Here is a 26110-nt window from a genome sequence, read left to right as displayed (position 1 = left end):
CCGGGCTCAGGGGGTCGGGCAGTCGCGCAGGTCCGACACCTCGAACTCGGGCACCCGGCGGCCGTCGAGCGCGGCTTCGGTCAGGACCTCGCCGTTCTCCCGGATGTCCTCGATGAGCCACTGCATCTCGCGGATCTCGCGCTTCTGGGCCTCGATGATGGAGGCGGCGAGCCGGCAGACCCGGATGTCGTCGAGGTCGGCGCGCTCGGAACGGGTGATCGCGAGCGAGTGGTGCGGGACCATCGAGCTCATCCAGCCGAGGTCGCCGACGGTCACCTGGCTGCGGTCCAGGAAGGTGCCGCCCGCCAGCAGGAGCACGCCCGCCACGACGATCGCGATGTTCCCCTTGACGCTGCGGTACATCTTCAGCATCCAGGCGATCATGACCAGGGCCATCGCACCGCCCATGGTCAGGGCCATGAAGACCCTGCTCTCGCTGAACGTGACGTGGTCCCACCGCCACGTGCCGGCGAACATGACGGCGTACATGACGACCATCGAGGTGAGGATCATGGCCGCGAAGCGCAGGTACATCGTGCGCGTGTGCTTGCGCTTCGCCTGCTCCTGCTCCTGCCCGCCCTGCCCGCCCTGTCGGTCCTCGTCGTTCCCCGGCATCGCCACCACTGCTCCTCGCTGCTCGACGGTGTCCGGCACTTCGGCGAGCCGGCGCAGGGCGAAGGTAGGGGGCTCACCGGACGTCCGCACGTCGGTACGGGTGTCCGGCGGTCCCCGCGGGACCGTCAGCGCGGGCAGACGCCGGTGTCCGTGCCGTCGTCCTCGACGGTCCCCGCGAACTCCTCGGAGTCCAGCGACGGCTCGTAGCCGAGCCCGGTGCGCGCAGCGGTGAGGTCCCAGTGCCGCCGGCTGTTGCCCGACACCGCCGGGAACACCCCGTGGTGCACGTCGGCGTCCAGGGCGCGCACCACGAGCTGCCGCAGGTCCGCCGGCCCCAGCCAGCTCGCCAGCTGCGAGCGCTTCGCCGGTTCCGGCACCGTCGCGCCCAGCCGCAACCCCACCGTGCTCACCGGCCCGCGCCGGGAGGCCACCTGCGCGACGGCCTCGTCGAACACCTTCGTCGCCCCGTACGGGCAGCACGCCCGCGGAGCCCACGCCGCGTCCACCGGGACCCGCCCGTCCGCCTCGTGCGCGCCCATCGCGTGCACGGAACTGGCGAACACCACCCGCCGCACCCCCACCCGCTCCGCCACCGCGAGCAGCGCCGCGAAACCCTCCACGTTCGGCCCGCGCAGCTCCTCCCACGACGCCGACGGGTCCGGGTTCCCGGCCAGGTGCACCACCGCACCCACCCCGTCCAGGGCCCGCTCCAGCGCGGCGGGATCGGTCAGCTCCCCGGTCACCACCTGCGCGTCCGGGTGGTCCACCGCCTCCCGGTCGAACAACCGCAGCGGCCGGCCCGCCAGGCCGGGCAGCAGCTGCCCGGCGACGCTGCCCGCCGCCCCCGTCACCAGGACCCGTTCCGCGCTCACCCCGCGATCGTGGCGCACCGGCCGCGCGTCCGCGCGCCGGCCACGGACCCCTCGTCCCGCGGTGGGCGGGTGGCCCGGGTCCGCCCAGCGGTGCGCGCCCGCGCGACGACCGGTGGACGCGACCCGCTGCCCGCGCGCACCACGATGACGACCGTGCACCCGACGCTGCCCTCCGCTCCGCCGCGCGCCACCGCCCTGTCCGAGCGCGTGCCCGCCCCCGACCTGGCGCGCGGGGCGCTGCTGCTGTTCATCTGCCTGGCCAACGTCCACGTCCACCTGCACGCGCGCCCGGCCGGGCTCGTCGGCTACCCCACCGCCGGCAGCATGTCGACGTGGGACCGGGTGGTGACCTTCCTGCAGGTCACCCTCGTGGACGCCCGCTCGTTCCCGATGTTCTCCGTGCTCGTCGGGTACGGCACCTGGCAGCTGGTGCGCCGCCACCTGGACGCCGGGGCGCAGCACGACCAGGCCCGCCGGCTCCTGCGCCGCCGCGGCTGGGCCCTGCTGCTCATCGGCGCCCTGCACGGCGTGCTGCTGTTCTCCGGCGACATCGCCGGCACCTACGGGGTGCTGCTCGTGCTGCTCGCCGGGACCCTGGCCGCACCGCGCACGCGCGGCCTGGTCGTCCTCGCCGTCACCGGCACCGTGCTGGCCGGTGCGCTCGGTGCCCTCGCCGCGGTGCCGGTGCCGGACGACGTGCAGGAGCTCGCGGACTCCTCCAGCCGCGAGAGCGTCGCCGGGGCGCTGCTGCTGCGCCTGGCCGAGTGGGTCCCGGGCACCCTCACCGGGCCCCTGGTGGTGTTCGGCGCGGTCGCGATCGGGGCGATCGCCGCCCGCCGCGGGCTGCTCGACGACCCGGCGCGGCACCGGCGCACCCTGCTGGTCGCCGGTGCCGGGGGTGTCGCCCTCGCTGCGCTCGGCGGCCTGCCCCTCGCCCTGGTCACCGTCGGCGCCTGGGAGCCCGGCAGCACCACCGTCGTGCTCGCCGGGGTGGTGCACACCGTCACCGGGTACGCCGGTGGTGTCGGCTACGCGGCCCTGGCCGGTCTCGTCGTGGCCGCCGCGTCCCGTCGCGGCGGGCCGGGCGCACCGGGGCGCGCCCTGATCGCCCTGGGCCGGCGCTCGCTGTCCGGGTACCTGGCGCACTCCGTGGTGTTCGCCGCGCTGCTGCCCGCCTCCACCCTCGGGCTCGGCGCCGAGCTGGGCGTCGCGCAGGCGTCGGCGCTCGCCGTGGGCACCTGGGTGCTGATCCTGCTCGGTGCGCTCGCGCTGGAGCGCACCGGCGGGCGCGGGCCCGCCGAGGTGCTGCTGCGACGCCTCACCTACGGCCGCCGCCGGTGAACCGCGGCTGACCTCCGGCGGGACCCCGGCTCGCGGCGGGGCGCACCACCGGTGACAGTGGGCGGGTGCCGGAGGGGGACAGCGTCTACCGGGTGGCGCGCACCCTGGACACCCGGTTGCGCGGCACCACGGTGCGCGTCGCCGACCTGCGCGTGCCCCGGCACGCCACCGCCGACCTCGCCGGCGCCCGCGTCCTGGGCACGGTCCCGCGCGGCAAGCACCTGCTGACCCGCTTCGACCTGGACGGTTCCGCGCTGACCCTGCACACCCACCTGCGCATGGACGGCTCCTGGACGGTCCTGGCGCCCGGCAAGGTGCTGCCGCGCCTGCTGGCGCCGGACGTGCGGGTGCTGCTGCGCACCACCGGGCCCACCGCGGCCGGGCTGAAGCTGGGTGTGGTGGAGCTGCTGCCCACCGAGCAGGAGCACACCGCCGTCGGGCACCTCGGCCCCGACCTCCTCGACGCGGGCACCCCCTTCGACGAGGTCGTCGCGGGGGCGGTGCGCAACCTCGCGCGGGAACCGGGGCGGGCGCTGGCCGCGGCCCTGCTGGACCAGCGCGTGCTGGCCGGGCTGGGGAACCTGTGGGTGAACGAGCTGTGCTTCCTGCGCGGGCACCTGCCCACCCGCCCCGTCGGTGAGGTCGACCTGGAACCCCTCGTGCGCCTGGCGGGCAAGCTGCTGCGGTTCTCCGTGGCCCCGCACGGCGCGTACCAGGTCACCACCGGCGACACCCGCCCGGGACGGCAGCACTGGGTGTACGGGCGGGCCGGGCAGCCGTGCCTGCGCTGCGGGACCCCGGTGGAGGTGAGCGCCGAGGTGCCCGGCGACCCGGAGCGGCGCCGCACCTGGTGGTGCCCGCACTGCCAGACGTGAGCGCGGGAGCCCACGGCGCTCAGCCGGCGCTGGAGCCCAGCGGTGCGGGATCGGTGAACACCACGGTGCCGTCGTCACCGACGCGGGCGCGCACGACGCTGCCGTAACCCTCCTCGACGAGCTTGTCGAACAGCGGCTGCATCCGCTTGGCCTGCTTCACCAGCGCCACCCGGTACCCCTCGGCGGCCATCTCGCGCTGCCGACGCACCAGGTCCCCGGCGGGCACGTCCGCCGCGTGCACCAGCGCCACCGCGCGGGAGGCGTCGGTCTCCAGGACGACGTGCTCGGCGATGCGCTCGAAACCGATGGAGAACCCGCACGCGGGCAGGTCGCGGCCGCTGAAGCGGCCCACCATCCGGTCGTAGCGACCGCCCCCCGCGATGGACGACCCCGAACCCGCCAGCGCCATCTCGAAGATGGGGCCGGTGTAGTAGCCCATGCCGCGCACCAGGCTGACGTCGAACACCACCGGCAGTTCCGGCGCCGACACCGCGAGGGCGGCGCCGATCTCCCCGAGGCGCTGCACCGCCTGCGCGGGCACCGCGCCAGGCAGCGCCGCGGCCAGCGCGCCGGGGTCCGACGGGGAGGTGATCGTCAGCAGCTCGTCCAGCGCGGAACGCAGGTTCGCGACGTGCCCGTCGGCGAAGCCCTTCTCGCGCAGCTCGGCCATCACGCCGTCCAGGCCGATCTTGTCGGCCTTGTCCACGGTGATGAGGACGCTGCCGTGCTCGGCCTCGGCGAACCCGCAACCGGTGAGCAGGCCGGTGAGGACCTCGCGGTCGTTGATGCGCAGCGTCGTGCCCGTCAGGCCCAGGCGGCGCAGCGCGGTGTCGGTGGCGGTGACCAGCTCCACCTCGGCGACGCTGCCGGCTTCGCCGACGACGTCGATGTCGCACTGCACGAACTGGCGGTAGCGGCCCTTCTGCGGGCGCTCCGCGCGCCAGACGGGACCGATCTGCAGCAGCTTGGCGGGGGTGCGCAGCACGGCGGCGTTGCTGGCGACGTAGCGCGAGAGCGGGACCGTCAGGTCGAAGCGCAACCCCAGGTCGGCGGCGTCGGCGGGCTTGAGGGCCTCGTCCGGGTCCAGGCCGCGGCGCAGCACCTTGAAGAGCATCTTCTCGTTCTCGCCGCCCTGCCCGGACTCCAGGCGGCTGAGCTCCTCCAGCGCGGGCGCCTCGATCTCGTCGAACCCGAAGGAGCGGTAGACCTCGCGGATCACCCGCAGCGCGTGCTCCCGGCGGGCCTTCTCCGCGGGGAGGACGTCGCGCATGCCGCGCGCGGGAACGATCTTGGGGGCCATGCGCGCCATGGTAGTGGCCCGCTCGTGGCGCCCCGGCTGCGTCAGCGGGGCGCCGGGAGCGCTCCCGGCGCCGCCCACGGCGGTGCCGTGCAGGGCAGCGACCACGCGTGGGCGGCGGGGCCGCCCGCGGGCAGCACCAGGTCACCGCCGTCCACCTCGACCGCCCCACCGGTCAGCGCGCGCACCGGGCCACCGCCGAGGGCGGCCAGCGGCACCCGCACGCGCGGGTGCGCGGCGCGCGCGGCGTGCACGAGCACGGAACCCGCCGGGTGCTCGCGCACGAACGTCAGCGAGTCCGCCTGCACGTGCGCCCAGCGCAGCCCGCCGCGGCGCAGTGCCACGTGCTCGCGGCGCAGCCCGAACCAGTGCCGGTACTGCGCGAGCAGCTCGCCGTCCCACTCACCGCGCCGGTGCCAGGGGAACGGCGTGCGCGAGTGCTCCCCGGTCGTGCCCGTCAGGCCGATCTCGTCGCCGGCGAACACCGCGGGCACCCCCGGCAGCGTCGCCTGCAGCGCCAGGGCGACGACGTGGCGGTCCCGGCCCGCGGTGCCGGGGCCGCCCGGCGGCAGCCCGCCGCACGTGCCGCCGCCCACGACGGTGCGCACGCGGGGGGTGTCGTGCGAGCTCAGCGAGTTCGTCGACGCGCACCACGAGCGCCACGGCGCGGACGCCAGGACCTCGCGCACCGTGCCGACGACCTGCTCGCCGCCCGTCGACGGCAGCGGTACCGGTGCTCCCGGGTACGGCAGGCCGTGGGCGCCGGGGCCGTCCTCGCCGGGCGTCAGCCACGTCCACACCGGCCGGGTGAAACCCGTGTAGTTCATGGTGCCGTGCCAGCCGTCCCCGGCGAGGTCGCCGGAGGCGTCGTGGCCGTGCTCGGCCAGCAGCCACTGCTCCCGCCCGGTCTGCGCGCCCGCCGCCGCCAGGGTGCGCCGCAGCTCCCGGGCGACGTCGCCGGCGAGGTCCTGCTCGCGGTACCGGCCCGTCATGTTCGCCACGTCGATCCGCCAGCCGTCCAGGCTGAACGGCGGGCGGGACCAGCGGCCCACCACCGAGCCGGGCCCGGCGTACAGGGCCTCGCGCAGGGCGGGGGAGTCGTGGAACAGCTTCGGCAGCGACGGCACGCCCAGCCAGCTGACGTACGCGCCGGGGTGCTCGGTGAACCGGTAGAACGCCGCGGTGGGTGCGGCCGGGTCGGCCTGCGCCCGCCGGAACCACTCGTGCCCGTCCCCGGTGTGGTTCGTCGTCAGGTCGCACACGACGCGCAGGCCGCGCCGGTGCGCGGCCGCGGTGAGCCGCTGCAGCGCACCGTCCCCGCCGAGCGAGGCGTCGACGCGCTCGAAGCTCACCGCGTCGTAGCGGTGCACCGAGCGCCCCTCGAACACCGGGGTCAGGTACAGGCAGGTCGCCCCCAGGTCCGCCACGTGGTCCAGGTGTTCGGTGACGCCGTCCAGGTCGCCGCCGAACCACTCGCGCGCGGTGTCCGGGCCGTGGGCGGACACCGGGTCGTCCCAGCCGCGCCGCACCGCCCAGGGCGGTGCGGGCCGCTCGGCGCCCGAGCGGGCGAAGCGGTCGGGGAACACCTGGTAGACGACGGCGTCGGCCACCCAGCCGGGGGCCGGTTCGTGGGTCACGAGCTGGAAGTCGCCGGCGTCGGTCACCTCGCGCTCGTGCACCCCGGAGGCGGTGAGCCAGGCGTGGCGCACCGGGTCCCCGGGCCCGCCGACGAGCAGGAACCGGTAGCGGGTGACGGGGTTGTGCGCCGTCAGGGCGACCTGCCACCACGTCGCGTCCGCGGTGCGGTGCACGGCGGTGGCGGCGGTGAACCCCGGCTCGCCGTCGCGCACGCTGCGCAGCAGCACCCGCTGCACCGGGTGCGCGTGCGGCACCGCGACGCGCAGCCGCACCTGCTCGCCGGGACGCGGGGCGGGGTCGGAGACGTACAGACCGGACCCGTCGTGGTGGGGCTGGGTGAGCACCCCGCGGACGGGGGCGCTCACCCCTTGACCGAGCCCGCGGTCAGGCCACCGGTGATGAAGCGCTGCAGGAACTGGAACAGCAGCACGACGGGGACGCTGAACAGGACGGCGCCCGCCGCGAACAGCCCGAGGTTGTTGCTGCGGTCGGAGTCGATGATGCCGTACAGGCCGACCGCCAGGGTCTTGGACTCGTCGTCGGTGAGGAAGATGCCGGCGATGAGGAACTCGTTGATGACGCCGACGAAGCTCAGCAGGGCCGTCGTCGCCAGGACGGGGGCGATCAGCGGCAGCACGATGCGGAAGAACACCTGCGCGTGGCTGGCGCCGTCGATCGTCGCGGCCTCGTCGAGCTCCCTGGGCACCGTGTCGAAGAACCCCTTGATGAGCCAGACGTGCAGCAGCGCCCCGCCCATCAGGACCAGGCCGTACCCCACCAGGGTGTTCAGGCCCGCGGCGGGGACGACCTCACCGACCCCGCTGAACATCGAGAAGATCGCGATGACCGCCAGGAACTGCGGGAACATCTGGATCAGCAGCAGGCTGAGCAGTCCACCCCGGCGGCCGCGGAAGCGGAAGCGGGAGAAGGCGTAGGCGGCCAGCGCGCTGGCGAAGACCTGGGCGCTGGAGACCACCAGGCACAGGACGACCGTGTTGGCGTACCAGCGCACGAACGGACCGCGCTCACCGCTGAGCAGCCGGGTGAAGTTGCTGAGGGTGAACTGGCGCGGGACCAGACCCGTGCTCGCGACGGTGCCCAGGGGGTTGAACGCCGCGGAGAGGATGAACAGCACGGGGAAGACGGCGAAGGCGACGGCCACCAGCGCCACCACGTGCCGCCAGCCGACCTCGCGCCACCAGCGCGCGCCGTGCGGTCCGGGGCGGGCGGTGCGGCTCGGTGCCGCGCCGGCGCTGTCGCGCGCGGCGGACGTGGCGGCGGTGGTGGGCGGGGCCGGGATCGGGGTCGTCATGTCGTCCTCAGTTGACGTCTTCGAGCGATCGGGTGGCGCGGAACTGGACCGCCGCGAGGACCGCGGTCACCAGGAACAGCAGGGCCGAGACGGCGGCGGCGAAGCCGAACTGCGCGCCGGAGCCGCCGAAGGCGAGGCGGTAGGTGTAGCTGATGAGGATGTCCGTGGACCCCGCCGACGGGCTGTCCGGCGGGAAGGGACCGCCCTCGGTGAGCAGCTCGATGGCGTTGAAGTTGTTGAAGTTGAACGCGAAGGAGGCGATGAGCAGCGGGGTGACGGCCACCAGCAGCAGCGGCAGGACGATCCTGCGGAACGCCGTCCACGCCCGCGCCCCGTCCATGACGGCCGCCTCGCGCAGCTCGCCGGGGATGGACTGCAGCGCACCGGTGCAGACGACGAACATGTACGGGAAGCCCATCCACACGCTGGTCAGCAGCACCGCAGCCTTCGCCAGCCAGGGGTCGCCCAGCCAGTCCAGGCGCAGGCCCAGCAGCTCGTTGATCAGCCCGAAGTCGCGGTTGTAGAAGTTCGACCACACCAGCAGGGCGATCACCGAGGGGATGGCGTAGGGCAGCAGCAGGAGCGAGCGGTAGAGGCGCTGGCCGCGGATCCGGCGGTCGTCGAGCACGACGGCCAGGGCGAGCCCGACGGCGAACGACAGCCCCACCGCGAGCACGGCGAACGCCAGCGTCCAGGCGAAGACGCGCAGGAAGGCGCCCGAGACGGTGTCGTCGGTGACGATCCGCTCGTAGTTGGACAGGCCCACGCCCTGCAGCCAGCTCTGCGAGAACGCCGGGCGCCCGTCGGGGCCGACGAAGAACTCGCTGTCGCCCACCACGCCGATCCCGAATCTCTCACCGGTGCGGGTGTTCACGATGGTGTCGGTGGCCTCGTCGTGGCGCAGCACCGTGCGCCCCTCGAAGGCGCGGGCGACGCCCTGGGCGCGGATCGCGCCGTCCTCGGTGGGCAGGGTCAGCTCCTGCACGGCGGCGCCGGCGTCGTTGACCTGGCGGGGGGTGAGCAGCGTCCAGCCGTCCGCCGCGCTGACGCGCCCGTCGGTGACCGTGACCTCGCCGGCCTCGACCTCCTGCACGCCGTCGGCGTCGCCCACGGACACCTCGCCGGTTCGGGTGTCCACGAGGAAGAACGAGAACGGCCCCTCGGTGACCGATCCGCGGGTGGCGACCGTCAGGGCGTAGGTGGGGGAGTCGGGCAGCTGCTCCACGGAGCTGCCGACGATGCTGCTGATCGCCTCCTCCTTGGTCCCGCGCTTGCCGTCGCCGAAGTTCGTGAACGACAGCTGCAGGGTCGAGACGATCGGGTAGACGACCAGGGCGAGCAGGAACAGCGTTCCCGGCAGCAGGTACTTCGCGGGGACGAACCGGCTGGTGGAGTAGACGGCGACCAGTGAGACGGCACCGACGACCAGGGCGGTGAGCCCCACCCAGCTCTCCCGCGCGACCAGGGCGGGGGCCAGCCACACGGTGACGGCGGCGAGGGTGCCCAGCAGCAGCACGCGGAGCAGGGCCGCGGACGCGGTGACGGAGCGGCGCCCCGCGTCCGCACCCCGCCGCGGGGCGGCGGGGCTCGGGCTCGCGGGCACGGCGGCGGGGGGACGGGTGGGGGTGGAGGTCACTGCAGGCTCGCGCGGACGGTCTCACCGGTGGTGGTCATCGTCTGGGCGGGGTCCGCGCCGTTGATGACGGCGGCGTACGCCTTGCCCAGGGGCTCCCAGACGGCGGCCATCTGCGGCAGGGCGGGCAGGATCCGCCCGCCGGCGGCAGCCTCGGCGAAGACCGCGGTGTCGGGGTCGGCGGCGGACTGCTCGGCGAGGACCTCGCGCATCGCGGACGGGCGGGGTTCCGCCTCGTACAGCGCCCGCATCGTCTCCGGCCGGGCGGCGGCGTCGAGGACGAACGACTCGGCGAACGCCTTGTTCTCGCCCTTGCTGGCGACGTAGAAGGCCTGCACGCCGGTGAACGGCTGCGCCGGTGCCATCCCGGCGAACCCGGGGACGGGACTGAGCGCGTAGGGGGTTCCGGAGGTCTTCACGTCGGCGGTCGCCCACGGGCCCGAGACCAGGTAGGCGCAGCGGCCCTCGGTGAACAGCGAGATGGAGTTGTCGCCGGTGATGGAGGTCTTCAGCACGCCCTGCTGGGCGAGCTCGGCGACCTTCTGCGCGGCGGTGATGGAACCGGGTGCGCCGACCCCCAGGTCGCCGGGGACGTACTCGCCGGTGTCCGTGGTGCCGAACAGGTAGCCGCCGGCGGAGGTGTACAGCGGTTGCATGTGGTACGCGTCGCCCTCCTGGCCCTGCTGCAGGCACAGGGGGTTCTCGGCGCCCGAGGCGAGCCCGGTGGCCACGACGTCGTCGAAGGTGGCCGGCTGCTCGGGCACCAGGTCGGTGTTGCGGAACAGCGCGAGCGTCTCGACGGCGTAGGGCAGGCCGTAGACCTTCCCCTCGTAGGTGACGCCCTGCAGGGCGATGTCGGTGAACTGCGCCCGCTCGGCCTCGGGCAGGGCGAGGGGGTCGACGGCGCCGTTCTGCACCATGTTGCCGATCCAGTCGTGGGCGCCGATGACCACGTCGGGGCCGTTGCCGGCGGTGTTGGCGGTGACGAAGTTCGTCTGCAGGTCCTGCGAGACGGTCTGGACGGCGACGGTGATGCCGTTCTCCTCGCCGAACCGCTGGGCGACGTCCTCCAGCGCGGCGGCGCGCTTGTCGTCGGCCCAGACGACGAGGTCGGCGTCGGCGCGCTCCGGCGCCGCGGCGGACTCCCCGGACGCGGGCACCCGGGAGGGCGTGGTGCCGGGGGCGCCGGTGCCCTCGCCCCCGCCGCAGGCGGCGAGGGTCAGCCCGAGGCAGGTGGTGAGGGCGAGGGAGCGCAGGAGGGTGGCGCGCGAGGGGGACGTGGTCGAGGAGGGCATGCGGGCTCCTGGAGGTGCGGGACCGGGCGGCGGCGGTGCTCGGCGCGGCGGCGCGGGTTCTGCTCCGTTGTCAGAACGCGGCAAACCTAGCAAGAACTTGCAAGAGGTGGAAGCGTCTTCCACGACTCGCGGGCCGCGGGGTCCGCTACCGTCGCCGAGTGACAGCTCGACTGGCCCAGGTGGCGGCGCAGGCCGGCGTCAGCGAGGCGACGGTCAGCCGCGTCCTCAACGAGCGCCCCGGGGTGGCGGAGTCCACCCGTCAGGCGGTCCTGACCGCGCTCGACGTGCTCGGCTACGACCGGCCCTCCCGGTTGCGCGAGAGCGCCGCGGGCATGGTGGGCCTGATCGTCCCGGAGCTGTCCAACCCGGTGTTCCCCACCTTCGCGCAGGTCATCGAGACCGGTCTGGTGGTCAGCGGCTACATGCCCCTGCTGTGCACCCAGACCCCCGGCGGCGTGCAGGAGGACGACTACCTGCGGATGCTGCTGGACCGCGGCGTCTCCGGCGTCGTCTTCGTCTCGGGCCTGCACGCGGACACCGCCAGCGACCCCAAGCGCTACGTGCGCCTGCGCGACCGCGGACTGCCGCTGGTGCTCATCAACGGGTACCAGCCCGACGTCGACGCGCCCTGCATCTCCAACGACGACGCCGCCTCCATCGAGCTGACGGTGAGCCACCTGACCGCGCTGGGTCACACGCGCCTGGGGCTGGCGATCGGCCCGGAGCGCTTCCGGCCGGTCGAGCGCAAGACCGCCGCCTTCGGCGCCGCCGTGCGCCGGCACGTGGGGCCCGGTGCGCCGGCCCCCGTGGAGAACAGCGTCTTCTCCGTGGAGGGCGGTTACGCGGCGGCGGGCCGGCTGCTGGACGCGGGCGTCACCGCGATCGTGTGCGGTTCGGACCCGATGGCGCTGGGAGCGGTGCGGGCCGTGCGCGACCGCGGGCTGGACGTGCCGCGCGACGTCTCCGTCGTCGGCTCGGACGACTCCCCGCTCATGGCGTTCACCGACCCGCCGCTGACCACCGTGCGCCAGCCGGTGCAGGCGATGGGTGACGCCGCGGTGCGCGCGCTGGTCGACGAGATCGCCGGGCACCCCACGCCGCGCGGTGAGTTCCTGTTCCGCCCCGAGCTGGTGGTGCGCGCCTCCACGGGGGCCGTTCCGGCCCGCTGAGGTCCCCGGGGCCGGACCTCCCGGAGTGAGGTGACGGCCGATTCCTGCAAGTTCTTGCAAACTCGACGGCGAGCTTGCAGAATCCTCCTCACCCGCTGCGGCTCCCGCCAGCCGGCGCCCCGTCCTCCGACGGAGCCCGCCGGCGCGCCCCGCGGCCCGCCCACCACCGGCCGCACCGCCGCCGCCCGTGCCCGGGATCCCGTGCGCCGCCGCCCCGCCCCGAGAGGACCCGATGGACGCCCTGCTCGACTCGCCGCCCTGGACCAGCCTGTTCCCCGTGCACCCGGCCACCGCCGGCGCGCAGTGGTGGCGCACCGCGGTCGTCTACCAGGTCTACCCGCGATCCTTCGCCGACTCCGACGGTGACGGCGTCGGCGACCTGCCCGGCATCACCGCGCGCCTGGACCACCTCGCCTCGCTCGGCGTCGACGCGGTGTGGCTCTCGCCCTTCTACACCTCCCCGCAGGTCGACGCCGGCTACGACGTCGCCGACCACCGGGACGTCGACCCGGTGTTCGGCACCCTGGCCGACTTCGACGCGATGCTCGCCCGCGCGCACGCCCTGGGCCTGCGCGTCATCGTCGACGTGGTCCCCAACCACACCTCCGACGAGCACGCCTGGTTCCGCCGCGCGCTGGCGGCGCCGGCGGGTTCCGCGGAACGGGCCCGGTACGTCTTCCGCGACGGGCGCGGAGCGCAGGGGGAGGAGCCGCCGAACAACTGGCGCTCCATCTTCGGCGGCCCCGCCTGGACCCGGGTGAGCGAACCGGACGGCATGCCCGGTCAGTGGTACCTGCACCTGTTCGACGCCCGCCAGCCGGACCTGGACTGGACGAACCCCGAGGTGCGCGGCGAGTTCGAGAACGTGCTGAGGTTCTGGCTGGACCGGGGCGTCGACGGCTTCCGGGTGGACGTCGCCCACGGCCTGGTCAAGGCCGACGGGCTGCCGGACTGGGACGGCACCACCGCGATGGTCGAGGGCACCTCGGACGGCGCCACCGGGCCCATGTTCGACCAGGAGGGCGTGCACGAGATCTACCGCTCCTGGCGCGCCGTGCTGGACGCCTACCCCGGTGACCGGGTGCTCGTGGCCGAGGCGTGGCTCGACTCGCTCAGCCGCACCGCCCGCTACGTCCGTCCCGACGAGATGCACCAGGCCTTCAACTTCGCGTACCTGACCACGCCCTGGGACGCCGACCGCAACCGGCAGGTCGTCGTGGACTCCCTCACGGCCTCCGACGCCGTCGGCGCACCGACGACGTGGGTCCTGTCCAACCACGACGTCGTGCGGCACACCTCCCGCCTCGGCCTGGCCGACGCGGGGTCCCTGCCCAAGGGGATCCGGGCGCTCGACGAGCAGCCGGACGCCGAGCTGGGCCTGCGCCGCGCGCGGGCCGCCACGCTGCAGATGCTCGCGCTGCCCGGTGTGGCGTACCTGTACCAGGGGGAGGAGCTGGGCCTGCCCGAGGACACCGCCATGCCCGACGAGGCCCGGCAGGACCCGGCGTGGTTCCGCAGCGGCGGGCTCGAAGCCGGCCGTGACGGTTGCCGCGTCCCGCTGCCGTGGTCGGCGGCCGAACCCGCCCACGGGTTCTCGCCCACCGGCCGCTCCTGGCTGCCGCAACCGCCGTCGTTCGCGCGCCACGCCCTGGACGTGCAGCGGGGTGTGCCCGGCTCCACCTACGAGATGTACCGACGGGCCCTCGCGCTGCGCCGGCACCTGCAGCTGGCCTCCGGCTCCCTGGACCTGGTGGAGCTGGCGGGCACCCGCACCTGCGACGTGGTGGCGCTGCGCAACCGCGACGTCCTCGTCGTCACCGTCCACCGCGGGGCACCCGTCCTGCTGCCGGCCAGCTGCGACCTGCTGATCGCCAGCGACGACGTCGCGCGGGACGAGGCGGGGTGCCTCGTGCTGGAGCCCGGCACCACCGCGTGGGTGCTGCCGCCGCGCGTCGCCCGGCTGCCCCACGCCCGAACCACCGGCTGAACCCCGCGTCGAGTTCCGCGTCGAGCGCCCGGGTCCCAGTGCCCGGGCGCTCAGCGCGGGGTGCCGCCGCGGGCCACGAGGTCCTCCAGGGTCGCCCGGGCACCCCTGTCGTGCAGGGACTCCAGCGTCGCGGTGTACTCGGCGACGAACCGCTCGTCGTCGACGAGGTCGCCGAACAGGCTGCGGTCGGCGATGAACGCCGTCGGCTCGGCGCGGTTCCGCCGAGCGGTCGCCACCAGGCGATCCGCGAGGCGGTCGGACACCTCGATCGGGTTCCCCTGCTCGTCCACCCCCTCGGCGTAGCGGGCCCAGCTCGCCACCACGGCCGCGCCGCGGAAGAACTCCCCCCCGTGGGCGAGCTGGTGGCGGACCACCGGCAGCAGCCACTTGGGGATGCGGTCGGAGCTCTCGTTGCACAACCGCGCCACGGTGTCGCGCACCTCCCCGTTGGAGAAGCGGGCGATCAGCTCGTGCCGGTAGGCGTCCAGGTCCGTGCCCGGCACCGGGGGCAGGGTCGGGGTGCCCTCGCGCTCCATGTACTGCAGCAGGAACCGCGCGAACAACGGGTCCTGCACCACCTCGTGCACCAGCCGGTACCCGGCCAGGTGCCCGAAGTAGCACAGCGCCTGGTGGCTGGCGTTCAGCAGCCGCAGCTTCATCAGCTCGTACGGCTCGACGTCGTCGACGACCTGCACGCCGGCGTCCTCGTAGGGCGGGCGGCCGTCGGTGAAGTCGTCCTCCAGGACCCACTGGGTGAACGGCTCGCACACCACCGGCCAGGCGTCGTCCACGCCGAAGCGCTCGCGCACCTCGGCGCGGTCGTCGTCGGTGGTGGCGGGGGTGATGCGGTCCACCATCGAGCTGGGGAAGCGGACGTTCTCCTCCACCCAGGCGCCCAGTTCGGGGTCCCTGGCCCACGCGAAGGCGGTGAACACCTTGCGGGCCACGTGCCCGTTGCCCTGGATGTTGTCGCAGGACATGATCGTGAAGGGGCGCAGGCCCCGGTCGCGCCTGCGGCGCAGCGCCTCGGTGACCAGTCCGAAGCTGGTGCGGGCGGCCGCCCCGCCCACCAGGTCGGCGGCCACGTCCGGGTTGTCCAGCAGGAACTCGCCGGTGACGTCGTCGACGTTGTAACCGCCCTCGGTGACGGTGAGCGAGACGATGCGGATGCGCTCGTCGGCCATGGCCTCGACCGCCGCCTCCGGGTCCTGCGGGGCCAGGGTGAAGTCCAGGATCGAGCCGATCACGCGGGGTTCGCGCGTGCCGTCCGGGTGCTTGAGCATCAGCGTGTACAACCCGCCCTGGCGGTCCAGGACCTCCTTCATCCGCGCGTCGTGGGGCAGCACGCCGACACCGCGGATGCCCCAGTCCAGCGCCTGGCCCTGCTCCATGAGCCGGTCCAGGTACATCGCCTGGTGCGCGCGGTGGAACCCGCCCACGCCGAGGTGCACGATGCCCGGGGTGATCGCCGAGCGGTCGTAGGTGGGCACCGGCACCCGTGCGCCGACCTCCGCGAGGTTCTGCGGAGACAGGGCGACGGTGGACGTGGTCGAGGTCACTTGACGGCTCCGAGGGACAGGCCCTGGACCAGCTTGTCCTGGGCGGCGAAGCCGGCGACGAGCACCGGTAGGGAGATCACGGTCGCGGCCGCGCACAGCTGCGCCAGGAACAACCCCTGACTGGTGACGAAGCCGGTGAGGAAGACCGGGGCGGTACCCGCGACCGTCGCGGTCAGGGTGCGCGCCAGCAGCAGCTCGTTCCAGCTGAAGATGAAGCAGATCAGCGCGGTCGCGGCGATGCCGGGCACCGCCACCGGCGCCACCACCGAGCGCAGCGTGCGGATCAGCCCGGCGCCGTCGATGGAGGCGGCCTCCAGCATCTCCACGGGGACTTCGGCGAGGAACGAGCGCATCATCCACACCGCGATCGGCAGGTTCATCGAGGTGTACAGCAGCGACAGGTAGGTGATGTTGTCCAGCAGGCCGGCGTAGCGGGCGAACAGGTACAGCGGCAGCACGGCGGCGACGATCGGCATGAACTTCGTGGACAGGAAGAAGAACATGACGTCCGTCCAGCGCTTGACCGGCCGGATGGACAGCGCGTAGGCAGCGGGCATGGCCAGCAGCAGCACGATGATCATGGAGACGACCGAGGCGGACAGCGAGTTGATCAGCGGCGGCCACGGGCCGGCCTGGAAGAAGCTGCGGTAGCCCTGCAGGGTCAGCTCCGCCGCGATCGAGGGCGGATTGGTGGCCGCGTCGGTCTCGGAGTGGAAGGAGGTGAGCACCATCCACAGCACGGGGGCGACGAAGAGCAGCCCGACGATCCAGGCGAGCAGCCCCCACAGCGGGTTTCCGCGGTTCAGCTCACGGGCCCGTCGTTCGCGTCGGCTGGTGGGGACGTGCCCGGAGCTGGGACGGACCTCGGCGGCACGGCCGGTGGTGGTGCTCATCGGGCTCCCTCCTCCTTGAACATGGTCGAGACCACCCGCAGCGCGAACGTGGCGATGATGATCGTGCCGATGACGACGACGACACCCATCGCCGAGGCGAGCCCGTACCGCCCGGCCTGGAAGAACGTCTGGTAGATGGTGTAGGGCAGGTTCGCCGTTCCCAGCGCGCCGGAGGTGATGGTGAAGACGGCGTCGAAGTTCTGCACGATGTAGATGGCCCCGAGCAGGCCGCCCAGCTCCAGGTACTGCCGCAGGTGGGGGAAGGTCAGGTAGCGGAAGATCTGCCAGCCGTTGGCGCCGTCCATGCGGGCGGCCTCCTCCGCGTCGGCGGGCTTGGACTGCAGGCCGGCCAGCAGGATGAGCATCATGAACGGGGTCCACTGCCAGATCAGCGCCGCCTGGATCGACATCATCGGGGCGACGGTCAGGTACTCCGGCTGTGGCGCGTCCTCGGCGCCGAACAGGCCCCACACCCAGTTGAGCACGCCGTTGAGCAAACCGTAGGAGGGGTTGAACAAGGCGTGCTTCCACAGCAGCGCGGCGGCGATGGGGACCACGAGGAAGGGGGCGATCATCATGGTGCGCACCGCGCCTCGCCCGAAGAACCTCCGGTCCAGCAGCAGGGCGATCAGCATGCCCAGCACGAGGCTGACGCCCACGACGACGACGGTCAGGACGATCGTGTTCCAGACCGACTCGCGCAGCCGGGCGTTGGTGAAGACCTCCGCGTAGTTCTCGACACCGACGAAGTCGCGCTGGCCGGGGCGCAGCGCGTTCCAGTTCGTGAACGAGATGACGATCGTGGTCAGGAACGGGAGCTGGGTGGTGATGAAGAGGAAGATGAACGCCGGCATCAGCGGCGCCCGGCGGGCCCAGTTCGAGATCCTGCGGGCGCCCGTGGTCGAGGTGGTCGGCGGAGGGGTGACGGCGGTACCGGCCGCCGGCCGCCCCCTCGGGGTGTCGGTTCCCGTGCTCATCGGTGTGCTCCTGCGGGAGTCGTTTGCGGGAGTGGTTCGCGGGAGGCTGCGGCGAGGGGGCGCCGCCGGTGCGGGCCGGTGCGTGGGCCGCCCCACCGCGGGTGGCGGGGCGGCCCGGAGCTCACTGCCGGGTCACTCCTGGTAGACCTCGGTCACCTGCTCCTGGGCGATCTGCTGACCCTGCGCCAGGGCGTCGGGAACGGACGTCTGCCCGGCGATGGCGGAGCTGACCAGCTGCGAGACCTGCGTGGCCATGGCCGCGAACTCGGGGATCGCGACGAACTGGATGCCGGGTGCCGGGCGCGGCTGCACGCCGGGGCTCTGCGGGTCGGCGGTGAGGATCGCGTCGCGGGTCGCCTCGTAGAAGGGGGCGGCGGCCTGCTGGTACTGCTCGTTCTCGTACGTCGAGCTGCGCTTGCCGGAGGGCACCTTCGCCCAGCCGAGCTGCTCGCCGACGAGCTCCTCGTAGCCCTGGCTGGACGCCCAGGAGATGAACTCCCACGCGTCCTCCTTGTTCTGGGAGGCCTCCTGGATGCCCCACGCCCAGGTGTACAGCCACCCGGAGGCGTCGGTCTCGACGACCGGTGCGGCGACGTAGCCGATCTTGCCGGCGACGGGGGACCCCTCGGCCTCCAGGGAGCCGGCGGCGGAGGTGGCGTCGTACCACATCGCCACGTTGCCCTGGGTCATGTTGTTCAGGCACTCGGTGAACCCGGCCTGCGGGGCGCCGGCCTCGCCGTGGGCGCGCACCAGGTCGACGTAGAACTGGGTGGCCTCGGTGAACTCCGGCGAGTTCACCTTGGCGGTCCAGTCCTCCTCGAACCAGGTGCCGCCGAAGGTGTTGACCACCGTGGTCAGCGGCGCGAACACCTGCCCCCAGCCGGGCTGACCGCGCAGGCAGATGCCGCGCATGCCGGGCTGGACGTTGTCGACCCGGGCGGCGAGGTCGGCGACCTGCTGCCAGGTCGGGTTCTCGGGCATGGTCAGCCCGGCCTGCTCGAACACGTCCTTGCGGTACATGAGGAACGAGGACTCGCCGTAGAAGGGCTCGGCGTAGACGGAGCCGTCCTCGCCGGTCAGCGAGGACTCCATCGCCGGGAGGATGTCGTCCTGGTTGAACTCCTCGTCGCCCTCCAGGTACTCGTCCAGCGGCGCCAGCCAGCCGTTCTGCGAGTAGAAGGGCACCTCGTAGTTGGAGATCGAGGCCACGTCGTACTGCCCGGCCTGGCTGCTGAACTCCTGGGTGATCCGGTCGCGGACGTCGTTCTCCGGGAGCACCGTGAAGTTGACCTCGATGCCGGTCTCGGCGGTGAAGTGCTCCTCCGTCAGGTTCTCCAGGTCCACCATCTGCGGGTTGTTGACCATGATGACGCTGATGCTGCCGCCGTCCTCGCCGCCCTCGCCCCCGCCGTCCGCGTTCCCCCCGCCGGCGCCGGCGCAACCGGCCAGCAGGACCGTTCCGCTGAACGCCGCCGCCAGCGCCAGGCGCCGCGTGTGCCCTCCGAGCATCGTGCCCTCCGTGTCTTCGTCGACCGGTTCTCGCGGAGCCCTGGGGAGGTGTCCCGGCTGGTGCTCCACCCCGCTCATGTGAGCGGGTAGTTCTCAGCTGTGCGATAGTGACGCTCATCATGACGGGCTGTCAACCGGCCGCGCCCGTGCGCGGCCCGCTGCGGCGACGGGGAGGACGCGATGACGAAGGCGCTCGCGCGGGGATCGACCACCAGCGGGCTGGCCCTGGCCGCCGCCGTGGCCCAGCGCTTCCACATCGAGGGGCGGACGAAGGTCGACATCGCCCGCGACCTGGGGATCAGCCGCTTCAAGGTGGCCCGGCTGCTCGCGGAGGCCGCTGACGCGGGCCTCGTGCAGATCCGCGTGCTCGCCCCGCCCTCCGTCGACGGCGAGCTCGGTGAGGCGCTGCGCACCCGCTTCGGGCTGCGCGCCGCCTACGTGGTGCGCCCCGACGGCGACTCCGTCCCCGCCCGCCGTCGCGCCGTCGCGCAGTTCACCGCCGGGCTCCTGGAGGAGACCGCCGTACCCGAGGACGTCGTCGGCCTGGCGTGGGGGCGCACCGTCTCGCAGCTCGTCTCGGCGCTGTCCGCACCGCTGCGCACCCGCTTCGTGCAGCTCGCCGGGGCGCTGCCCCGCCCCGACGTGGAGGGCAGCGCCGTCGACCTCGTGCGCCGCGCCGCCGAGGCCACCGCCTCCACCGCGGCCACGTTCTACGCCCCCCTCGCCGTCCCCGACGCCGCCACCGCCGACAGCCTGCGTTCCCAGCCGGAGATCGCGCACGCGCTCGCCGAGCTCGACACCCTCACCCGTGCCGTCGTCTCCGTCGGTGCATGGCGGCAGGGGGAGTCCACCGCCCTGGACTCCCTCGACGCGGACACCGGCGCGCACCTGGCGCGCGCCGGTGTCGTCGCCGAGGTCACCGGGGTCCTCCTCGGGGCCGACGGCTCCGAGGTCCCCGGGCTGGCCGACCGGGTGGTCGGGGTCACCGGTGAGCAGCTGCGCCGCGCCGGCGACGTGGTCGCCATGTCCTGCGGGGAGGTGGCGGCCCGGGCCCCCGCCACGGCCGCAGTGCTGCGCAGCGGCCTGGTCTCCACCCTCGTCACCCACACCGAACTGGCGCGGGAGGTCCTGGACCTGCCGTAGCGGTGCTGGAGCGCTCGCGCCGAGCGGGTGTGCCGGACCGGGTGGAGAACCCCGGCCCGGCGTCCCGGAGCAGCACGGGCGATCCTCGGGTCGGCAGGGCGCGAGGGAGTTCGCCTCGTCGTCGAAGCGGTCGCCCACGTACCCCGCGGAGCGGCCGGGATCGACGGTCGATCCGGCTGGGTGTTCCGCTTCCCCGCCGGTCGGCGACCTCGTGGTCCTGCCGATGTCCGACTGCGGGCAGCCGGCCGATCACGGCGACGTGCCTTCGTCGGCGGTGTAGAGGTGCCACGAGCCGTCCTGCTCGACGGCGACAGCAGCCTGCACCGGCTGGCCGGAGACCGCGTGCAGCGGAGTACCGGGCGGCAGGTGGGCAGCATCCCCATCACGTGGATCGAAGGAGGGGTCGGTGACGGTGCCGGCGATCCGGCACTGCACGCGTCCCACCTCCTCAGCGATGCCGGTCGGCTCCACCGTCTGCGAGGTCAGGGAGTGCTGAACGCCGTTCAGCACCACGAACGAGACCCAGTCGATGGCCGCGCCCGCGGTCGCGGCGTCGGCGGAGGGGCACTGACCGCTCGGCACCACCTGCGGCCGGGGCGTCCTTCCACCGCAGGAGCAGGAGGCGCTGACGAGGGCGAGGAGCAGGGCCCCAGCGCCGCGAGCCGCCTGCTGAGATGCCGCGCCCTGCGCAGAGGTTCCTTCCGAGGCGGTGGATCCGGTCGACCGTCTCGGTCTTGAGCCGCTCCCCGCCAGCGGTGCCCGACGCTTCGCGCGTCGTGGCAGAGCCACACCCAGACCGCGGGTGGGCAGCCGCGAACGGAGCGTCACGCCGGGCACCTCGGCGCCAGCCCGACCGTGCCGTCGTCGTGGAGGAGGTCGGCGAGTAGCCGATCTGCGAGCGTTCACCGCAGGCGGCATCCCCCGACTCGCACGACCGGTGTCGACCGACCGGCCTCCAGCTGACACGGTTGTGACCGTGGACGTCGTCGTCGAGGTGGGTGGCTGGGAGCACGAGTGCTGCGGGTCCGCCGTCGAGCGCGACGACGTCGTCACCTTCGACTGCGTCCGCCACGTGGAACCGGACGGCCGGGTGCGGCTCGTCGAGAGCCACCACGACCTCGGGGCCGGCGAGCGGGTCCACGGGCGCGTGAGCGACATCCACGTCGTCGGGGACGGTGGATCGATCAGGCCGATCCTCCGCGTGCCCAGCGGCAGCGCCCTGCGGGGCTTCGACCCCGAGGACGACGGGCACCTGCAGGACCCCTGGACCGGTGAGGTGATCACCTCGGACAGCGCCGGCTTCCTCGTCACCGTCCGCACGGGCCGCTAGAAGCCGGCCACCTCGTGCGGCTCGTAGGGCGCCTCCAGCTCGGCGACCTCCTCGTCGGTCAGCTCCAGCTCCAGCGCAGCCACGGCGTCGTCGAGGTGGTGCGGCTTCGTCGCCCCGACGATCGGGGCGACCACCACGGGGTTGCGCGCCACCCACGCCAGCGCCACCTGCGCGCGCGGCACACCCCGGCGCTCGGCGACCCGTGCGACCGCCTGCACGATCCGCTCGTCGGAGTCGCGGTACAGCGTCTTGCCGAACTCGTCCCTCTCCGAGCGGTTCGTCGCCGCGTCCCAGTCGCGGGTGAGCTTCCCGCGCGCCAGCGGGCTCCACGGGATGACGCCGACGCCCTCGTCCGCGCACAGCGGCAGCATCTCGCGCTCCTCCTCGCGGTAGAGGAGGTTGTAGTGGTCCTGCATGGTGGCGAACCTCGTCCAGCCGTTCGCGTCCTGCAGGTGCAGGGCCTTGGCGAACTGCCACGCCCACATCGACGAGGCGCCGATGTAGCGGGCCTTGCCGGCCTTCACCACGTCGTGCAGCGCCTCCAGGGTCTCCTCGACCGGGGTCGTGGGGTCCCAGCGGTGGATCTGGTAGAGGTCGACGTGGTCGGTGCCCAGGCGGCGCAGCGATGCGTCGATCTCGGTGAGGATCGCGTGCCGGGACAGGCCGGCGCCGTTCGGGCCGGGGCGCATCCGCCCGTGGACCTTGGTGGCGATGACGACCTCGTGGCGCGGCACCGCCTTGAGCAGGACGTCCCCGAGGATCTCCTCGGAGGAGCCGTTCGAGTAGACGTTGGCGGTGTCGAAGAAGTTCACGCCCGCGTCCAGCGCCCGGTGCAGGAAGGGGGCGCTGTCCTCCTGCGGCAGCGTCCAGGGGTGCCCGCCGCGCTCGGGGTCGCCGTAGCTCATGCAGCCCAGGCAGAGCCGGGAGACCTCCAGGCCGGTGGAACCGAGCTTCACGTAGTCCATGCCGCGATCCTGCCCCCGCTCGTCCCGGTCCGCCCCCCCCGCCGGCGGCGGGAGGGGCCGGGCGCCCTCGGCCCGGGGCGGGGTGCGGCCGGAAGATCCGATTGCCGCGGTGCAACGCATGCAGGGGGCCACGCGTCTGAGGGGTGTCAGGGCCTCGGAGGGCACGCCCGCCCGGGACCACCCCCGACCGGAGGAGCACCTCGTGAACCGCACCGCCACCGCCACCGCCGTCGCCGCCGCGGCCCTCGCCGCCCTCACCGCCACCGGGACCGCGGCCGGGGCCACCGCCACCGCCTCCGCCGGCAGGGCCTCCAGCACCGTCGGCACCCCGGCGCCGGGCGCGCCCCTCCGCTTCACTCCCGGCGCCACGTCCGGCAGCGTCTCCGGTCACCTCACCGAGGGCGGCCGCGAGAGCTGGACCTTCCGGGCCCGTGCGGGGCAGACCGCCGTCGTGGACCTCACCAGCGGTGACCCCAGCACCCGCTGGACCCTCACCGCCCCCGACGGCACCCCCCTGCGCACGCAGATGGGCCAGGCCCAGGACGGCTCGCTCACCCTGCCCGCCACCGGCGCGTACACCCTCGACGTCCTGACCACCGGGGCGGCCGACTACACCCTCGACCTCGCGCTGCCGGTCCCGGTCCGCTTCGCCCCCGGTGCCACCAGCGCGACCGTGCACGCCGACCTGCCCGCCGGCGCCACCCGCGAGCTCGCGTTCGGCGCCCGCGCCGGGCAGAGCGCGCAGGTCGCCCTCCGCCACGCCGAGCCCGGCACCCGCTGGACCCTCGTCGGCCCCGACGGCACCCCCCTGCACACCGCGATGACCGAGGTGCAGGACCGGGTGGACGTGCCGCTGCCCGCCGACGGGACCTACCTGCTCACCGTCCTGACCGGCACCGCCGACGACGTGGACCTGCGGCTGAGCATCCCGGTGGCGTGAGCCGCGGGCGGGGCAGGGGTCAGGTGCCCAGGCGCACCGAGCTGTGCAGCAGGGCCGCGTGCACGAACGCCTGCGGCAGGTTCCCGCGCAGCTGCCGCTGCTGCACGTCCCACTCCTCCGCCAGCAGCGCGGCCGGCCCGCACGCGGCCCGGTTGCGCTCGAAGAACCGGAACGCCTCCACGTGCTGCCCGTCGGCGTGCAGCGCCTCCGCCACCAGGAACCCGCACAGCAGGAACGCGCCCTCCGTCGAGCCCAGCGGCATCGAGTCGGGGGAGTAGCGGTACACGTGGTGGTCCACCACCAGGTCGCGCCGCACCGCCGTCAGCGTGGCCCGGTGCCTGGGGTCGTCCAGCGGGGTGGCGCCCAGCAGCGCCGGGCGCAGCAGCGCCGCGTCCACCCCCGGCTGGCCCGGGCTGCGCTGCCAGCGCCCCTCGTCCGGGTGCAGGCAGCGCTGCGACGTCTCCGCCAGGATCGCGTCCGCCAGCGTGGCGGTGCGCACCGCGTCCTGCGCCGGCGCCACCGCCGCGATCGAGCGCAACCCCGCCACGCACTCCAGCCGCGAGTGCGTCCACCAGTCCGGCTCCAGCTCCCAGATGCCCGCCTCGGGTTCCCGCCAGCGACGCTCGACCGCCGTCACCGCCACGTCCACCGCGCGCCACCCGTCGGCGTCCAGCCGGTCGTGCCCGATCGCCGCGGCCAGCAGCTGCAGCACCGTGCCGAACACGTCCAGCTGGAACTGCTCGCGCACGTGGTTGCCGACGACGTCCCAGCCGCCCGGGTAGCCCGGCAGGCCCGTGCTGCGCTCGCGGGGCACCGGTGCGCCGTGCACCGTGTACGCCGGCACCAGGTGGTCGCCGTCCTCGAGGACCCGCTGCACCACGAAGGCCACCAGCGTGTCGAACAGCGGGTACGGGCCCCCGCACGCCGCCATCGCCAGTCCCGCGTAGCACTGGTCGCGCACCCACGCGTACCGGTAGTCGTAGCTGCGGCCGTTGTCGGCGTGCTCGGGCAGCGACGTCGTCGCCGCCGCCACCATGCCGCCGTCGTCGGACGTCAGGCCGCGGATCACCGCGTAGGAGTGCCGCGCCTCCACCGGCGCCACCGAGTGCGCGATGTCCGGCACCGCCGAGCGCCACGTGTGCATCGTCGACGACCACGCCCGCTCGGCGTCCACCGGCTCCGGCAGCTCCGCGTCGCCCACCTCCAGCACCAGGTCCACGCACCCGCCGGCCGGCACCCGCAACCGCCCGGTGAGCACCCCGCCGTCGACGGTCGCGTCGGGCAGGCCCGACAGGCGCACCCGCAGCCCGCCCGTGCGGGCCGTCCACCGGCCGTCGTCGCCGCGGCGCACGTCCCGCAGCGCCCGGGTCCCGAACCGGGCGCGCAGGTCCAGCACCACGTCCAGCTCCGCCACGCCCTCGACGGCGCGCACCTGCCGCAGCAGCACCGCCCGGTGCGGGTCGCTCGGCATCGCCATCGCGTCCAGGCACTCCACCGTGCCGTCGCCGCGACTGGTCCAGCGGTGCCGGAAGACGAGGGTGCCCTCCTCGTACCAGCCGCCCCAGACGAACGGGTGCGACGGCGTCACCGCGAACAGCCCGCGCCCGCCCAGCAGGGAGGCGAACACCGCGTCGTCGTGCCAGTCCGGGGCGCACATCCACACCACGTCCCCGCGCGGGCCGACCACCGCGCCGCGCGCGCCGTCCGCCACGAGCGCGTAGTCGCGCAGGACCTGCGGCGGGAACCGCGCCGCCAGGTCCTCCGGCGTCACGCCGCGCCCCGCGCCCCGGTGGTCAGCAGCAGCTTGCCGACGTGGGCGGAGGACTCCATCACCTCGTGCGCGCGGGCCGCCTCGGCCAGCGGGAACCGCTCGTGCACCACCGGCCGCACCGCGCCGTCGGCCACCAGCGGCCACACGTGGTCGCGCACGCCGGCGACGATCGCCGCCTTCTCCGCCGCCGGGCGCGAGCGCAGCGTCGTGGCGTGCACCGAGCCGCGCTTGGCGAGCAGCCGCCCCAGGTCCAGCTCCGCGCGGGCACCGCCCTGCGTGCCGATGACGACGAGGCGCCCGCCCGTGGCGAGGACGTCGACGTTGCGCCCCAGGTACGGTCCCCCCACCACGTCGAGGACGACGTCCGCCCCGGCCGGCTCGAACGCCCGCACCGCCTCGGCGAAGTCGTCCTCGCGGTAGTTCACGCCCAGCTGCGCGCCCAGCTCCGCGCAGCGGGCCAGCTTCTCCGCCGACCCGGCCGTCACCGCCACCCGGGCGCCCACCGCCCGCGCCAGCTGCACCGCCATCGTCCCGATGCCGCTGGAACCGCCGTGCACCAGCAGCAGCTCGCCGGGCCGCAGCCCCGCCAGCGTGAACACGTTGGACCACACCGTGCACGCCACCTCCGGCAGCGCTGCGGCGTCCACCAGGTCCACGCCCGCCGGCACCGGCAGCAGCTGACCGGCCGGCACCGCGACCCGCTCGGCGTACCCGCCGCCGCCCAGCAGCGCGCACACCTCCTCGCCCACCCGCCAGCCGGTCACCCCCTCGCCGAGGGCGGCGACCCGGCCCGACACCTCCAGGCCCGGGTGCGGCGGCGAACCCGGCGGGGACGGGTAGCGGCCCAGCCGCTGCACCACGTCGGCGCGGTTCACACCCGCCGCGACCACCTCGACGACCACCTCACCGGGCCCCGGCTCCGGGTCGGGCAGCTCCACCAGGTGCAGGGCCTCCGGGCCCCCGGGTTCCTCCACGGTCACGGCGCGCAC

General features: G+C 74.2%; 22 protein-coding genes. 7 read left to right on the top strand and 15 right to left on the bottom strand.

Features of this window, described 5'->3' with window-relative positions; genetic code table 11:
- Positions 1-6: 6 nt before the first annotated feature.
- A complete protein-coding gene (locus V9U69_RS16135) occupies positions 7-615 on the bottom strand; it encodes a DUF305 domain-containing protein (protein ID WP_337062891.1) in 609 nt (202 codons plus the stop codon).
- 125 nt (positions 616-740) lie between these two features.
- A complete protein-coding gene (locus tag V9U69_RS16130) occupies positions 741-1487 on the bottom strand; it encodes an NAD-dependent epimerase/dehydratase family protein (protein ID WP_337062874.1) in 747 nt (248 codons plus the stop codon).
- A gap of 153 nt (positions 1488-1640) precedes the next feature.
- On the opposite strand from V9U69_RS16130, the gene V9U69_RS16125 reads away from it, so the two are divergent.
- Together V9U69_RS16125 and V9U69_RS16120 are read left to right on the top strand one after the other, a co-directional pair.
- Positions 1641-2828 carry a DUF418 domain-containing protein gene (locus V9U69_RS16125; protein ID WP_337062873.1) on the top strand — a complete coding sequence of 396 codons (1188 nt, stop codon included), beginning with the start codon at positions 1641-1643 and terminating at the stop codon, positions 2826-2828.
- Between the two features lie 65 nt (positions 2829-2893).
- Entirely contained in the window at positions 2894-3703 is an 810-nt protein-coding gene (locus V9U69_RS16120) for a DNA-formamidopyrimidine glycosylase family protein (protein WP_337062872.1), read from the top strand.
- 19 nt (positions 3704-3722) lie between these two features.
- Here the strand turns inward: V9U69_RS16120 and hisS are convergent, their stop codons facing one another.
- From hisS to V9U69_RS16095, 5 genes are read right to left on the bottom strand one after another with little or no spacing between them, the layout of a single operon-like run.
- Positions 3723-5003: a histidine--tRNA ligase gene (gene hisS / locus V9U69_RS16115; protein WP_337062871.1), complete on the bottom strand. Its 1281-nt coding sequence runs from the start codon at positions 5001-5003 to the stop codon at positions 3723-3725.
- Positions 5004-5044: 41 nt separating this feature from the next.
- Complete coding sequence (locus V9U69_RS16110) at positions 5045-7003, bottom strand: glycoside hydrolase family 13 protein (RefSeq protein ID WP_337062870.1); 1959 nt, start codon at positions 7001-7003, stop codon at positions 5045-5047.
- Complete coding sequence (locus V9U69_RS16105) at positions 7000-7950, bottom strand: sugar ABC transporter permease (protein ID WP_337062869.1); 951 nt, start codon at positions 7948-7950, stop codon at positions 7000-7002. The genes V9U69_RS16110 and V9U69_RS16105 overlap by 4 nt, the downstream gene beginning before the upstream one ends.
- A gap of 7 nt (positions 7951-7957) precedes the next feature.
- Positions 7958-9553 (bottom strand): ABC transporter permease subunit, encoded by a 1596-nt coding sequence (locus V9U69_RS16100; RefSeq protein WP_337062868.1) that lies wholly within the window; start codon positions 9551-9553, stop codon positions 7958-7960.
- A 29-nt stretch (positions 9554-9582) separates the two neighbouring features.
- Complete coding sequence (locus V9U69_RS16095) at positions 9583-10878, bottom strand: sugar ABC transporter substrate-binding protein (RefSeq protein WP_337062867.1); 1296 nt, start codon at positions 10876-10878, stop codon at positions 9583-9585.
- 158 nt (positions 10879-11036) lie between these two features.
- Between V9U69_RS16095 and V9U69_RS16090 the strand changes: the two genes are divergently transcribed.
- Both V9U69_RS16090 and V9U69_RS16085 read left to right on the top strand, forming a co-directional pair.
- Positions 11037-12047, top strand: a complete 1011-nt coding sequence (locus V9U69_RS16090; protein ID WP_337062866.1) for a LacI family DNA-binding transcriptional regulator — start codon at positions 11037-11039, stop codon at positions 12045-12047.
- Positions 12048-12279: 232 nt separating this feature from the next.
- Positions 12280-14034: a glycoside hydrolase family 13 protein gene (locus tag V9U69_RS16085; protein ID WP_337062865.1), complete on the top strand. Its 1755-nt coding sequence runs from the start codon at positions 12280-12282 to the stop codon at positions 14032-14034.
- 50 nt (positions 14035-14084) lie between these two features.
- On the opposite strand, the gene V9U69_RS16080 is transcribed toward V9U69_RS16085, so the two are convergent.
- From V9U69_RS16080 to V9U69_RS16065, 4 genes are all read right to left on the bottom strand, one after another.
- A complete protein-coding gene (locus V9U69_RS16080; RefSeq protein ID WP_337062864.1) occupies positions 14085-15593 on the bottom strand; it encodes a mannitol dehydrogenase family protein in 1509 nt (502 codons plus the stop codon).
- Positions 15590-16486: a carbohydrate ABC transporter permease gene (locus V9U69_RS16075; RefSeq protein WP_337062863.1), complete on the bottom strand. Its 897-nt coding sequence runs from the start codon at positions 16484-16486 to the stop codon at positions 15590-15592. Before V9U69_RS16075 ends, V9U69_RS16080 begins: the two co-directional genes overlap by 4 nt.
- Positions 16483-17463, bottom strand: coding sequence for a carbohydrate ABC transporter permease (locus tag V9U69_RS16070; RefSeq protein ID WP_337062862.1), 981 nt, complete (start codon positions 17461-17463; stop codon positions 16483-16485). Before V9U69_RS16070 ends, V9U69_RS16075 begins: the two co-directional genes overlap by 4 nt.
- A gap of 132 nt (positions 17464-17595) precedes the next feature.
- Complete coding sequence (locus V9U69_RS16065; RefSeq protein WP_337062861.1) at positions 17596-18972, bottom strand: ABC transporter substrate-binding protein; 1377 nt, start codon at positions 18970-18972, stop codon at positions 17596-17598.
- 180 nt (positions 18973-19152) lie between these two features.
- Between V9U69_RS16065 and V9U69_RS16060 the strand changes: the two genes are divergently transcribed.
- Complete coding sequence (locus V9U69_RS16060) at positions 19153-20115, top strand: sugar-binding transcriptional regulator (RefSeq protein WP_337062860.1); 963 nt, start codon at positions 19153-19155, stop codon at positions 20113-20115.
- Positions 20116-20364: 249 nt separating this feature from the next.
- On the opposite strand, the gene V9U69_RS16055 is transcribed toward V9U69_RS16060, so the two are convergent.
- Positions 20365-20628: a hypothetical protein gene (locus V9U69_RS16055; RefSeq protein WP_337062859.1), complete on the bottom strand. Its 264-nt coding sequence runs from the start codon at positions 20626-20628 to the stop codon at positions 20365-20367.
- Between the two features lie 463 nt (positions 20629-21091).
- Here V9U69_RS16055 and V9U69_RS16050 point away from each other — a divergent pair, with 463 nt between their 5' ends.
- Positions 21092-21445, top strand: coding sequence for a DUF6578 domain-containing protein (locus tag V9U69_RS16050; protein ID WP_337062858.1), 354 nt, complete (start codon positions 21092-21094; stop codon positions 21443-21445).
- On the opposite strand, the gene V9U69_RS16045 is transcribed toward V9U69_RS16050, so the two are convergent.
- The gene (locus V9U69_RS16045) at positions 21442-22410 is read right to left on the bottom strand and encodes an aldo/keto reductase (protein ID WP_337062857.1); all 969 of its coding nucleotides are present in this window, start codon (positions 22408-22410) and stop codon (positions 21442-21444) included. The genes V9U69_RS16050 and V9U69_RS16045 overlap by 4 nt on opposite strands.
- A 202-nt stretch (positions 22411-22612) precedes the next feature.
- Here V9U69_RS16045 and V9U69_RS16040 point away from each other — a divergent pair, with 202 nt between their 5' ends.
- Positions 22613-23350 (top strand): hypothetical protein, encoded by a 738-nt coding sequence (locus tag V9U69_RS16040; RefSeq protein ID WP_337062856.1) that lies wholly within the window; start codon positions 22613-22615, stop codon positions 23348-23350.
- A 19-nt stretch (positions 23351-23369) separates the two neighbouring features.
- On the opposite strand, the gene V9U69_RS16035 is transcribed toward V9U69_RS16040, so the two are convergent.
- Together V9U69_RS16035 and V9U69_RS16030 are read right to left on the bottom strand one after the other, a co-directional pair.
- Positions 23370-25121: a glycoside hydrolase family 15 protein gene (locus V9U69_RS16035; RefSeq protein WP_337062855.1), complete on the bottom strand. Its 1752-nt coding sequence runs from the start codon at positions 25119-25121 to the stop codon at positions 23370-23372.
- Positions 25118-26110, bottom strand: a complete 993-nt coding sequence (locus V9U69_RS16030) for an NAD(P)H-quinone oxidoreductase (RefSeq protein ID WP_337062854.1) — start codon at positions 26108-26110, stop codon at positions 25118-25120. The genes V9U69_RS16035 and V9U69_RS16030 overlap by 4 nt, the downstream gene beginning before the upstream one ends.

It is taken from the genome of Kineococcus sp. G2 (assembly GCF_037154035.1).
Classification (GTDB): domain Bacteria; phylum Actinomycetota; class Actinomycetes; order Actinomycetales; family Kineococcaceae; genus Kineococcus.
This window is presented reverse-complemented; position numbering and strand designations above follow the sequence as displayed.